This window comes from Streptococcus mitis, assembly GCF_003944325.1.
Classification (GTDB): domain Bacteria; phylum Bacillota; class Bacilli; order Lactobacillales; family Streptococcaceae; genus Streptococcus; species Streptococcus mitis_CW.
Map to the genome: position 1 here is coordinate 1 of NZ_RJPX01000047.1, position 12,515 is coordinate 12,515.

Sequence of the window (12,515 nt, forward strand, 5' to 3'; positions counted from 1 at the left end):
TGGAGTAGGATATCTTCCAACTTACACCAGAACAACTATCACGGATCAACTCCACCAAGCATTTGGCTTCCAAACTGATTTTGAGATTATAAGCGAAAAAAATATGAAAAAAATTTTTAAAAAAACCAAATCTCGATAAAAAGTACGCATTTTTTTAAAAGAGAAAAAGAGCTCCGAAAAGCTGTTATAGCAGCATTTAGGGGCTCTTTGTTTTCAAAAAACTGTTAAAGATGGGATTATACCATATTCTCTCATTTCTTTCCATCTTTTGCTCTACTCCCCTTTTCATGGAAAAAGAAGCTGGGCAAAAACCCACTTCTAACTATCAAAAAAACGAGCATTTTCGTAGTTAGAGATGCTCGTTTTATTATGTCAGTGTTTATAATTAAAATAACAACAAAACAATTAGAAAGCCATGACAATGTATAAAGATTGTAACATAAATCAGTTAATACTCAATTATATTCAAAAAGCAACCTTTTCCACTGTCTGCTGACAGTGGACTTTAAAACATTTTTTTCCAATCCTTGAATAACTTCTTGAAGCTTATCAATGACAGCTTCCAATGTTGGGAAAGCCTTATTTTTAAAACCTCGTTTTCGAATTTCTTTCCAGACTTGTTCAATAGGGTTCATTTCTGGTGTATAAGGTGGGATAAAAGCCAAGTCAATATTACTTGGAATCTCCAAGGTACTTGATTTATGCCATATAGCATTATCCATTACAAGTAACATATAGTCATCTGGATAAGCTTGTGAGACTTGCCGTAGAAATTCATTCGTCCACTCAGTATTGCATCCTCCAGCAATGAGGAAAAAGGAATCTCCTGTCTGAGCATCTACTGCCCCATAACAATAGCGATATTCTCGCATATAATGACTAGGAATGCTAGGTCGGATTCCTTGAGGAGCCCAACAAGAACTCATCTTACTAATTCTTCCGAAACCAGCTTCATCTTGGTACATCAAACGTACTTTGTTATAAGTCCCCTTCTCTTTAAAGCGCTTACTTAAGGTCTCGAATGTAGATTTTATTTTTAGACGTCTCAATTGTTTGAGCGTCTGCCTTCTTGGGATGTTCAGGTCTGGGAGTGACCGTTCGCCAACCATGGCGTTTCAAGAGATAATAAAAACCATCACGTGTGGAAGTGCGATCAATTTCTTTTTGATAGGCTTCGAATAACTGATTGACAGTCACAAATTCCCCAGTCTGAGCAGCTTCTATATGACGTTTTAGAAATGCTTGTTCTTCTTCGTAAGTCATATATTCTCTATGACGTCCACCACGGGTCTCTTGAAGAAGAGCTTCTAAACCAAACTCCTTGTATTTTTTCAAATTCCTCCAAACAGTTGTTTTATTGCAATCTAGCAGATCTATGATTTCCTTATAACTCTTTCCTTTTGAGCGAAAATAAATAATCTGTAGACGTTTATGATATTTGGCGTACAATGAATCTCGCAGGAGTTTTTCAATTTTCTGTATTTCTTCGTTTGTGAGTTTCATAACTACTATTATAAGATGTTTTTTGATTTTAGTATAGTATTAAAACTAATTGACTATAGTATAGTATGAAATAACAATATAGCGTGATGATTGTAATTCTTTTGACATTTTCCCTCCAGAAAATAAAAAAAGAGAACAATATTCAACTGTTCTCCAAAATAATTTTATTAAAAAGAAAAACCCTGCCAAATTAATTTTTGGTAGGGTTTTTGGTAGGAAACTAAATTAATTTATCAGTTTCTAAAATGTGTTCACGATTCTAAAAGGCTGATACTATAGTATTCCGAATTCTAATTGGTATATGCCTCTTATTTAAGAGTAACTGAAGCTCCAGCTTCTTCCAATTTAGCTTTGATTTCTTCAGCTTCTGCAGTTGCAACGCCTTCTTTAACAAGTGCTGGTGCACCATCAACAAGTTCTTTAGCTTCTTTAAGACCAAGACCAGTGATTTCACGTACAACTTTGATAACGCCAACTTTTTTGTCGCCTGCAGATGTCAATTCAACGTCGAATGAATCTTTAGCAGCACCAGCGTCAGCAGCACCAGCTGCAGCAACAGCTACAGGAGCAGCTGCGGTTACACCAAATTCTTCTTCGATAGCTTTTACAAGGTCGTTCAATTCAAGGATTGAAGCTTCTTTAATTTCAGCAATAATGTTTTCAATGTTCAATGCCATTGTTATTTCCTCCAAATATGTTTTTAAATTTATAATAGATCTTTCGTAGCTAGGCTACGCTGCGTAGCTTAAAATTAAGCTGCGTCTTCTTTGTTGTCTGCAACCGCTTTGACTGCAAGAGCAACGTTGCGCACTGGCGCTTGAAGTACAGAAAGGAGCATAGAAAGAAGTCCTTCGCGGTTTGGAAGAGTTGCAAGAGCAAGAATCTCTTCTTTAGATGCGACAGCGCCTTCGATTGCACCACCTTTGATTTCAAGTGCTTCAGCGTTTTTAGAAAAGTCGTTCAAGATTTTCGCTGGTGCGATAACATCTTCGTTAGAAAATGCTACTGCAGATGGTCCAACAAATACTGATGCAAGTTCTTCAAGACCAGCTTTTTCAGCTGCACGACGCAAGATTGAGTTTTTAATAACTTTATACTCAACTTCGTTTCCACGAAGCTCACGACGAAGAACTGTATCTTGCTCAACTGTCAAACCACGAGCGTCAACAACGACGATAGATGCAGCAGCTTTCATTTTTTCAGCTACTACGTCAACTAGTTCCGCTTTTTTAGCAATAATTGCTTCACTCATTAGTGTGTTCACCTCCGTTATTATTTTGCTTGGGGAAATTTTTCCAAAAGAAAAACGCGCCCAAACCTAGACACGAAAGTACAATACGCTTCTTTTTACATGATACGTTTTGTCCTCGGTAGGATCCTTATGAGTCGAGCTCCCCTACTGTCTTAGGCAGTTTTTTCAAACCGTATATAAGTATAGCATAGTTAAAAAAAGAATGCAAGATTTTTGCAAACTTTTTTTAAAATTTTTCGTGATTTTTCTTTTAAAGTTCTACTGTCAGGACTTGACCTTGCCTAACAACCTGTTCTCCGGCGATATAAACATCATCAACATCACTGGATTTAACAGCATAGACGAGATGAGAAAGCATATTCCCCTTAGGTTGGAGATGGATTTTGCCTTGTGGTTGAATAACCAGAAAATCTGCCTGCTTGCCAACTTCCAGACTTCCTATCTGATTTTCCATTCCTAGAACCTTAGCCCCTTCGATTGTCAGTGCCTTGAGAGCCATTTCGATAGGAAATTGGCTGGCATCTCCACTTTTCATCTTCTGAAGAAGGGCTGCTGTCCGTCCTTCCTCAAACATATCCAGATTGTTATTGGAAGCAACCGAGTCAGTCGCAATTCCCACTGCTACTCCCGCTTTTTGGAGCTGGATAATTGGAGCAATTCCTGATGCCAATTTGAGATTACTGATAGGATTATGCGCAATTGCCACTTGAGAAGTTGACAAGCGTTTAATTTCTCGCTCGTTTAATTCTACTCCATGAGCAAAGACAGACGGATGATCTAAGTAACCCAGTTCTTCTAGAAAAGCGAGGGGGCGTTTGCCGTATCGTTTCAGGATAATGCCTGATTCCTCCTTGGTCTCCGCCACATGGATATGGATGGGAATGTCTAGCTCTTTTGCCATTCCCAAGCTCTCTTCCAGCAAATCTTTACTACAGCTGTAGGGAGAATGTGGGGCTACCATTACCATGAAATTTGGATTTTCATATCCTAAGATTTCCTCAATGATGGCCCGTGTTCTGCTTATAGTCTCAGCAGTCGTTTCTGCCTCTGAAGAAAAGAGAGTCGGTGAGAAATAGCAACGCATCTTAGAGACTTTCACTGCCTGATAAATTTGCTCAATATTCACTCCATTGGGATTATACATATCATTGAATGTTGTTGTTCCTGACTGAAGCATCTCTGTCAGCGCTGCTTTGACCGCCTTGGTAGTCATGTCTGAAGTAAACTCAGCTTCTGCAGGCCAGATATAGTCATTGAGCCATTCATGGAGATTACTGTCATCTCGGATTCCTCGCAAACCTGTCATGGCAGAATGGGTGTGGCAATTGACCAAGCCAGGCATAATCCAGGCTCCCTGATAGTCTATAATCTGCTCAGCTTGCTCTAAAATCTCTGGATTCTCTTGACCAACATAGATGATTTGAGAATCCTTAACGGCTAAGATTCCATTCAGATAAACATGGAAATCTTGGTCACAAGTCACGATATTTACATGCTGATAGACTTTCATTCTAGGCTCCTTTTCTAAAAGACAATTTACAGTGAATAATTTTTCTAGCTATTGTAACAAAAAAGTCACCCGAAGGCAACTTTTTTCGTCCATAAGATTTCAAAATAGAAAGGCTTATTCTGAGCTAAAAGCTGCAGCTTGCTGCATTTGGTAATACTTGCCTTTTCTAGCCATGAGGTTCTGATGATTGCCATACTCAACAATGTCGCCATCCACCAAGACAAGAATCAAATCTGCATCCTGAATGGTTGACAAACGATGAGCAATGATAAAGCTTGTGCGCCCCTTCATGAGTTTGGCAAAGGCATCCTGTACTAGCACCTCTGTCCGTGTATCGATGGAGGAAGTCGCCTCGTCTAAGATAAGAATCTTAGGGATAACTAGAAAGACTCGGGCAATGGTCAAGAGCTGGGCCTGCCCTACAGATAGAGATTCTCCTGCATTTTCCAACTTAGTATCGTATCCCTGTGGCAACTGTTGGATGAAAAAGTCCGCATTGGCTGCTTTGGCAGCAGCAATCACTTGCTCCCGACTAGCTTCAGGGTTACCAAAGGCAATATTGTCATGAATAGTTCCTTGCTTGAGCCAGGTTTCTTGGAGCACCATCCCAAACTGCTGTCTCAATGATGCTCGGGTATAGTCGTAAATGGATTGGTTGTCTAGCAAGATATCTCCCGAGTTAATAGGATAAAAACGCATGAGGAGATTGATAAGAGTTGACTTACCAGCACCTGTCGGACCAACGATGGCTACCTTACTACCAGCTGGGATATCGATAGACAAGTCCTTAATCAAGATCTTTTCTGGATGGTAGCCAAAAGAGACCTGTTTAAAGGAAATAGCTCCCTTGACTTGGTCACTGGTCAAGACTTCCTTACCTGTTTCAGCTACCTCAGGACTTTCTAAGACAGCATAGACGCGCTCTGCACAAGCCAGAGCACTTTGCAACTCAGCTAGAACTGAAGAAATATCGTTAAAGGGCTTGGTGTACTGTTGGACGTAATTCAAAAAAGTCACTAAACGACCGATGGTCAAGGTTGAACCCATCATGATACGATAAGCTCCTACTCCAGCTAAAAGCGCATAAATGAGCGCATTGACAAAGCGAGTCGAAGGATTAACCGTTGATGAATAAAAGATGGCTGACTGAGAATACGCTGAGTAATTGTTATTCGCCTCATGCAGTCTTTGGATAAACTCTGTTTGAGCATTAAATGACTGGATAATGGTCTGCTGGCTAAGCGACTCTTCAATCAACTGAGTCTGAATTCCCCTAGTCTCTGTTTGCTTTTGGAAGAGATGATAGGATCTCTTGGCGATGAAGTGTGAAATGACCATAGACAGAGGTGTTAAGAGCAGAACTAATAGCGTCATCAGAAGATGAATTTGGAGCATGGCTAGAATACTAACCAAAATCATCAAAATACCAATGAAAAATTGGTTAAAAATCATAGTCAAGCCAGCTGCCAACTGTTCGATGTCTGTGGTCACACGACTGACCATCTCTCCACTGCCTTGACGATCGACAAAAGCAATCGGTAAACGATGGAGTTTATGGATGATTCGCTCTCGTAAGTCTCTGGTATAAGAGAAAATTAGACGATTATAGAGGAGAGGGTTGACCCACTGCACAAGGGTATTTCCTATGACCACCAAGATCATTTGGAGAAAAATCTGCCAAAAAACTGGTGAAGAACCAGCCACTAGGACTTGGTCAATGACCTGACCAATCAGGATAGGTAGGTAAATCGATAAGCCAACTTGGGCAATAGTTCCTAGAAAGGCTAGAAAAAGGAGGAAGGGATGGATTGCTAAATCTTTGACCAAACGTTTGAGCGTCTGGTTTGCAGTTTGTCGTTTCATACTAATCCTCCTTTCCATGTTGGGATGCATTGATTTCACGATAGACTTGACTAGTTTGCATCAAATCCTCGTGCTTGCCGATAGCTAGGAGCTCACCTTTTTCCAAGAGGAGAATCTGGTCTGCCATACGAAGTGTTGAGGTTCGTTGAGAAATCAAGATTAAGCTCATGCTAGGTAAGTTCTCTCGGATAGCCTTCAAGAGCTTGGACTCGGTGATGGTATCGAGGGCCGAGGTCGCATCATCTAAGATAAGGAACGGAGCTTGGCGCAAGACTGCACGTGCAATAGACAGCCTTTGTTTTTGCCCACCTGAAAAATTTCGACCTCCTGCCTCAACAGTGGCGTCCACCCCCCCTTCCTTTTCACTAACAAACTCCTTAGCTTGCGCAATTTCCAAGGCTTGCCAAAGTTCCTGATCAGATAGTTCTTGATTCAAACCCAAAGTCAAGTTGGAACGAATAGTTCCCTTAAAGAGTTCGACCTTTTGGGGCACATAGGCAATCCAGGACCGCCACTGCTCCAAATTAAGAGGACTACGTCCATCTCGATAAAGGTCAATGCTTCCCTGATTTGCTGAATAAAGTCCAAGTAAGACTTGCACCAAGCTTGATTTACCAGAACCCGTTCCCCCAATGATGCCAAGGATCTGTCCTTGCTTCATATCAAAGGAAATGTCTTTCAGAGAAGGCTGGGCCGCATCAGGATAGGTAAAGGTCAGTTCTTGAACTTGTAAAACCTGATTACTGGTAGCTTGCTTTTGTTCTAATTCTGAATGGATATCTTCTGGAGTTTCGGCAAAGACTTCCTCGATTCGCTTGGCTGAGATGTAGGACTGGTTGAGAGAATTGATCAGCATGGCTAGCTTGACCAATTCTACCAAGATCTGTAGGAGATAATTAATAAGGGCAATGAGGGCACCTTGACTGAGTAAATCTCCTTGAATTGAAATATAGCCCTGCCAGATAATGACGAGGAGAGTTCCATTGACAATCAGATAGGTCAGAGGGGTTAATAAACTAGACCATAAACCTGTCTTTTCTTGCAATCTTGCATAAACTTGGTTAAGGGTTTGAAAAATCTGTAACTCTCGTTTTTCCTGACCAAAAGCACGAATAACCCGCATACCTTGTAATTGCTGGCGCGTTTCCTGAACCAGCTGGTCCGTTTTCTTTCTGAGACTACTGTAGAGAGGATTGACCAGTCGAGAGAGCCCGACAATAACGATTGTCAAAATCACAACCATGACCAAGAACCAGAAAGTCAGTTCAGCTGAGATGCGATAGGCCATAAAAATGGCTCCAAAAACGATAATAGGGGCTCTCAAAAATAGGCGCAAGAATTGATTAATACCAGTCTGAATCTGATAGGTGTCCGAAGTCAAACGAGTCACCAAGCTTGAAGTTGTCAGACGGTCTCTGCTATCCTTGGGTAGGGAAAGAATATGACGATAGAGGTCGTTTGTCAATTCTTTGGCAAATCCAACCGCAGCCTTAGCTGAGTAAAACTGAGCTACCAAGGCCACTACAACACCAATCACTGCAAAGATAAGGAGTAGGCCAATCTGCATCCATAGATGCCCTTGATCTCTCTGGGGCAAGGATTGGTCAACAATCCCTGCAATCACCATGGGAACCAAGAGCTCAAAAACAGCTTCTAGTAGCTTGAACAAGGGTGCTAAAATCGATTCTTTAATGTAGGGTTTAAAGTAAGATAGTAAGTGTTTCATAAATCCCTTCTATTCGTATTCTGAAAATGAAGAAAGTGGGAAGCTCCCACCCTCTCAATTTTATTTGTTTAAGTAAGGCAATAAATAGCCATATCCTGCCTCTTCCATCTCATTCTCGGCCACAAAGCGCAAGGAAGCAGAATTGATACAGTAACGGAGGCCACCAAACTCACGCGGTCCATCTGTGAAAACATGACCCAAGTGAGCATTACCTGATCGAGAACGAACCTCGATTCGCTCCATTCCATGACTAAGATCCTTGTAATAGTGAATCAATTCCTTGGAAATTGGACGGCTAAAACTTGGCCAACCACAACCTGAGGCAAACTTATCCTTGGCAAAAAAGAGTGGCTCACCTGTCGTAATATCTACATAAATCCCTTCTTCAAAGGTTTGGTCATAGGCATTGGTAAATGGAGTCTCTGTAGCAGCTTCTTGAGTAACACGATAGGACTCTTCAGATAAGCTTTCCTTCAACACCTCTTGACTAGGATTTTCATAATTTGCTGCGTCAATCAATGGCTTCTCAGCATCGGTCACATCGATATGACAGTAACCTGAAGGATTCTTCTTAAGATAGTCTTGGTGGTAGTCTTCAGCCAGAATGTAATGACGTAGTTTCTCCACTTCTACTGCAATCTTTCGACCCAGCATGCGCTCCTGCTCCTGCACAACTGTGTAGATAGCTGGCAAATCATCTTCATCTTGGTAATAAATCCCAGTCCGATACTGACGTCCACGGTCATTCCCTTGTTGATTGATGGATAAAGGGTCGATGACACGGAAATAATAAAGTAAAATCTCTCTGAGTGACACTGCTTTCTCATCGTAAATCACTTGAACCGTTTCTGCATGATCTGTTTCCTTGAGCAGCTGGTAATTAGTCGTTTCGACTTGTCCATTAGCGTAGCCAACACTGGTTGCTAATACACCAGAAATGCGTGAAAAATACTCCTCTAGGCCCCAAAAACAACCACCTGCTAGATAAATTTCTGCCATCTTTATTTCTCCTTTATCAAGTTTTTAACTAATACTCTTCGAAAATCTCTTCAAACCACGTCAGCTTACATCTGCAACCTCAAAACAGTATTTTGAGCTAACTTCGTCAGTTCTATCCATAACCTCAAAACACTGTTTTGAGCAGCCTGTGGCTAGCTTCCTAGTTTGCTCTTTGATTTTCATTAAGTATAAACTTCTTTTCAAAAAAAGGATAGGAAGCCCTCTGGTCAAGAGTTTCCCCATCCTATCTTCTATTCTTTATTTTGCTTGGACACGGACACCTTGCGTATCAACTTTCAAGTCATGCAGTTTTCCTTTGAAGGGTTGTTTTTCCAATTCTGCCTTAATCCTTGGCATCTTATCATGAGAAGCCAAGACCATAACTGTCGGTCCAGCGCCAGAGAGGTAGGTTGCATAGGCACCATTTTCTTTGGCCACTTGCTTAATCGTCGCAAATTCTCTCACCAAGTCCTGACGGTAGCGCTCGTGGAAGAGGTCTCCCTCGATTGCTTGACCAGCTGTCACCATATCTCCTGCCAACAAGGCAGCAACCGCCACATTGGCAATAGAACTAGCCGAAACAGCTTCCTTGTAAGACAATTTCTTAGGCAAGACACCACGGCTGTCTCTAGTACGCAATTCATAGTTTGGAATGTAGGCTAGGAAATCACACTCTGGGAAGTCTGCTACGATAGCTGAAACTTGCCCATCAACAGAGCTCGCAACAACAAGATTACCATAAATAGCAGGAGCCACATTGTCAGGATGTCCTTCAATCTTGGTCGCTAATTGCAATTTTTCATGGTCTGACAAGTTGAGCTGGCCCAGTTGGTTGGCTAGTTCAATCCCAGCAACAATAACCGAGCTAGAAGAACCCAAGCCACGCGCCAAGGGAACATCACTGGTCATTTTCAAACGTCTTGGGTGCAAGTCTGGTACAATTTGCAAAGCGATTTTGAGCAAGAGATTACGTTCGTCATGTGGAATCCATTTGCCAATCTGGTGTTCAATCAACCACTCATCTCGTTCTTCACAGACCTCGATTTGAAGGTACTTGGTTACAGCTACACCGACCGAGTCAAAACCTGGCCCGATATTGGCACTGGTTGCAGGTACAATAATCTTCATCTTATTCTCCTAGCACCTTGAAGGTATTCAAGAGGTCGAATTCTGAAACCTTCTTCAATTCAGCTGAGACATTTTCAAGTTGAGATTTATTAATCTTGTGTGTAATGATAACGACACGCGCCTTGTCACCCTCTTTTCCGTCTTGGAGGATTTGCTTGAAGGAAATATCTTGAGCATTAAAAATTTCAGCCAACTTCAAGACCTGACCTTTTGAGTCTGGTGCCAAGATTGAGAAGTAGTAGTTTGCTTTAACATCCTCAGGATTTGCCAAGACCAAGTCACGGCTGTATTCGTTGAAGTCTTTACCGATGGTTCCATCATTCAGGCGACGAACGATACGAACAATATCAGCTACAACACTTGTTGCAGTTGGTTTTTGACCAGCACCTGGTCCGTAGTACATAGACTCACCAATACCGATAGATTCTACAAAGACAGCGTTCATTACGCCATTCACACTGGCAAGTGGATGCGCTTTAGGAAGGAAAGTTGGAGTTACTTCTGCAGCAATTCCTGAAGGAGTTTCCTCAATAGAACCAACCAATTTCACTACATAGCCAAGTTCTTGAGCTACAGCTACGTCTTCTGGTGTGATGTTACGGATTCCCTTGTGGGCTACATCGTCAAAGGCAACCTTCATGCCAAAAGCAAATTGGCTCAAAATAACCATCTTGTAGGCTGCATCAATCCCATCCACGTCATTTGTCGGGTCACTTTCTGCAAAACCTAGTCTTTGCGCTTCCGCAAGAGCATCATCGTAAGACCAGCCTTCTTCCACCATCTTGGTCATCATGAAGTTGGAAGTTCCGTTAACCACTCCAAGCACGCGCGTGACTTTATCAGAAGCCAAGGAATTTGCTAAAGTACGAAGAATTGGAATCCCACCAGCTACTGCTGCTTCGTAGTAAAGTGCTACCTTATTATCTTGAGCGATTTCTAACAATTCTGCACCATGGACAGCCAAAAGGTCCTTGTTAGCAGTAACAACGTGTTTTCCAGCTTCCAAGGCACGAGTGATAAAAGTCTTAGCAGGTTCGATACGCCCCATCAATTCCACTACAATGGTAATGTCTTGGTCTGACAAAATATCATCTACATTGGTTACAAAGTTAAAGTCATTCCCTGCTGCAAGCAAGCGATTCTTTTCATCTTCATCCTTGACCAATACCTTAGCAACTTCAATCTCTGAATGTGCTGATTGATTGATTTTTTCTCCATTTTCCTTTAGGAGGAAAGGCACACCACTTGCAACGGTACCAAATCCTAGTAAAGCAATTTTAACTGTCATGTTTGTCTCCTCGAAATTTTCTAATATAGCCATTATAACAGAATTTTGTGAAAATTCCTATTATAGTAAATCACTATTTCAGTCTAAAAAAGAAAAAACGAATCAAACGATTCGCTCTTCTTAAAATCTGAAAATAGCTTTCCAGAAATGATTATCCAATCTTTTGCAGATTGATCACTGCATCGTGATTGATCAAGACTTGGCCATACTCTTGTAAGACTGAACGACTGATATCACTATCGTCTGCAAACTCACGCATACGAGCCAACAGCCAAGCTGGATATGGACTTGGATGATTTTCAATATCCACTAAAATAGTCAAATAATAGCGCTCATTCATCTTGTAGAGTTCAGAAGTTTCCATATCAAAAGTCACTGTCTTGGCAAAAGCCACCAAATCAGCTAACTTAGAAAAAGAAAGAATGTAGTAGATGTAAGGCTCTTTCTTGCTTTCAACTTCTTGTTCAGCCTGCTCCTGCTCTTCTTCCCTGGCTTCTACTTGCTCTAGAGATTGAATCGCTTCGATATCATCCTTAGTCTTTTCTGCAATGCTCTTTTCCAAGGTTTTGATAAATTCATCTGGCGACATTTGAGCCAATTCTTCCATATCTGGTAAATCCGATAAGTCTTCAAAATCTAGATTTTGATCAATCTTTGATTTGGTTACAAAGACATCTACCTTATCAGGTTTTGGAGTCACACGGAAGCTCAACATGCCTGTATCCAGAAAGCTATCAGGCATCTCTAACTCATCCAAGATAGCATAAAAGAACTCTTCTGTTTTTTCTTGAGGAACGAGAAAGTCTGCAATCTCCATGCCACGATCCATCAAATCCTCTAAAGACATCGTGATTTTCAAAGTTGTATCACTAATTTGTTTCATTTTCATTGCTAGTAACCTCATACTTTCAGTTCTATCTATTATACTAGATTTTTACGATTTTATCAAAAGAATGAAGCGAGAATGTGATATAATACTAGAGACCATTTTACAATACGGGACTTTGACAGTTATGAAGTAAAAAAATCCTCATAAAGGTTGATATAAGAGCATTTTCTTGTCAAATTTTACCACTTTTCATTTGCGTACTTTCTCGTACTTTGTTATAATGGAGTGAGGTATGAAAAGATGAGAGTTAAACAATCAAAGTCAAAAAACACTATCAACTACGCTATTATTAAAGATATCAAGGTTGGAAATAAACGGACTTCTACTATCGTAGAAAACCTAGGCAATCATAACACA

General features: G+C 41.0%; 10 protein-coding genes and 1 other annotated feature. All 10 genes read right to left on the bottom strand.

What is annotated here, in order from left to right; all coding sequences use genetic code 11:
• Positions 1-455: 455 nt before the first annotated feature.
• Positions 456-1,503, bottom strand: a protein-coding gene (locus D8787_RS10080) for an IS630 family transposase (RefSeq protein ID WP_125423470.1) whose coding sequence is annotated in 2 segments (ribosomal slippage) — positions 456-1,008 and positions 1,007-1,503 — 1,050 coding nt in all. Because the reading frame shifts where the segments join, the coding sequence is not laid out codon by codon here.
• A 308-nt stretch (positions 1,504-1,811) separates the two neighbouring features.
• Positions 1,812-2,180 (bottom strand): 50S ribosomal protein L7/L12, encoded by a 369-nt coding sequence (gene rplL / locus D8787_RS10085; protein ID WP_001196965.1) that lies wholly within the window; start codon positions 2,178-2,180, stop codon positions 1,812-1,814.
• A 74-nt stretch (positions 2,181-2,254) separates the two neighbouring features.
• Positions 2,255-2,755, bottom strand: a complete 501-nt coding sequence (gene rplJ / locus D8787_RS10090; RefSeq protein ID WP_049541304.1) for a 50S ribosomal protein L10 — start codon at positions 2,753-2,755, stop codon at positions 2,255-2,257.
• A gap of 39 nt (positions 2,756-2,794) precedes the next feature.
• Positions 2,795-2,930, bottom strand: a sequence feature (ribosomal protein L10 leader region).
• 75 nt (positions 2,931-3,005) lie between these two features.
• Complete coding sequence (locus D8787_RS10100) at positions 3,006-4,265, bottom strand: TRZ/ATZ family protein (RefSeq protein ID WP_125423473.1); 1,260 nt, start codon at positions 4,263-4,265, stop codon at positions 3,006-3,008.
• A 114-nt stretch (positions 4,266-4,379) separates the two neighbouring features.
• Entirely contained in the window at positions 4,380-6,128 is a 1,749-nt protein-coding gene (locus tag D8787_RS10105) for an ABC transporter ATP-binding protein (RefSeq protein WP_125423476.1), read from the bottom strand.
• Between the two features lies 1 nt (position 6,129).
• Positions 6,130-7,854: an ABC transporter ATP-binding protein gene (locus D8787_RS10110; RefSeq protein WP_125423479.1), complete on the bottom strand. Its 1,725-nt coding sequence runs from the start codon at positions 7,852-7,854 to the stop codon at positions 6,130-6,132.
• A gap of 60 nt (positions 7,855-7,914) precedes the next feature.
• Entirely contained in the window at positions 7,915-8,853 is a 939-nt protein-coding gene (msrB, locus tag D8787_RS10115; RefSeq protein WP_125423482.1) for a peptide-methionine (R)-S-oxide reductase MsrB, read from the bottom strand.
• A 258-nt stretch (positions 8,854-9,111) separates the two neighbouring features.
• Positions 9,112-9,981, bottom strand: coding sequence for a homoserine kinase (thrB, locus tag D8787_RS10125; RefSeq protein WP_125423488.1), 870 nt, complete (start codon positions 9,979-9,981; stop codon positions 9,112-9,114).
• Between the two features lies 1 nt (position 9,982).
• Entirely contained in the window at positions 9,983-11,269 is a 1,287-nt protein-coding gene (locus D8787_RS10130) for a homoserine dehydrogenase (protein ID WP_125423491.1), read from the bottom strand.
• Between the two features lie 151 nt (positions 11,270-11,420).
• Positions 11,421-12,158, bottom strand: a complete 738-nt coding sequence (gene mecA / locus D8787_RS10135; protein ID WP_125423494.1) for an adaptor protein MecA — start codon at positions 12,156-12,158, stop codon at positions 11,421-11,423.
• Positions 12,159-12,515: the final 357 nt, after the last annotated feature.

Bases quoted from the DNA above. Each gene is read 5' to 3' on its own strand.
- rplL (WP_001196965.1), bottom strand. From the start codon at position 2,180: ATGGCATTGAACATTGAAAACATTATTGCTGAAATTAAAGAAGCTTCA.
- rplJ (WP_049541304.1), bottom strand. From the start codon at position 2,755: ATGAGTGAAGCAATTATTGCTAAAAAAGCGGAACTAGTTGACGTAGTA.
- D8787_RS10100 (WP_125423473.1), bottom strand. From the start codon at position 4,265: ATGAAAGTCTATCAGCATGTAAATATCGTGACTTGTGACCAAGATTTC.
- D8787_RS10105 (WP_125423476.1), bottom strand. From the start codon at position 6,128: ATGAAACGACAAACTGCAAACCAGACGCTCAAACGTTTGGTCAAAGAT.
- D8787_RS10110 (WP_125423479.1), bottom strand. From the start codon at position 7,854: ATGAAACACTTACTATCTTACTTTAAACCCTACATTAAAGAATCGATT.
- msrB (WP_125423482.1), bottom strand. From the start codon at position 8,853: ATGGCAGAAATTTATCTAGCAGGTGGTTGTTTTTGGGGCCTAGAGGAG.
- thrB (WP_125423488.1), bottom strand. From the start codon at position 9,981: ATGAAGATTATTGTACCTGCAACCAGTGCCAATATCGGGCCAGGTTTT.
- D8787_RS10130 (WP_125423491.1), bottom strand. From the start codon at position 11,269: ATGACAGTTAAAATTGCTTTACTAGGATTTGGTACCGTTGCAAGTGGT.
- mecA (WP_125423494.1), bottom strand. From the start codon at position 12,158: ATGAAAATGAAACAAATTAGTGATACAACTTTGAAAATCACGATGTCT.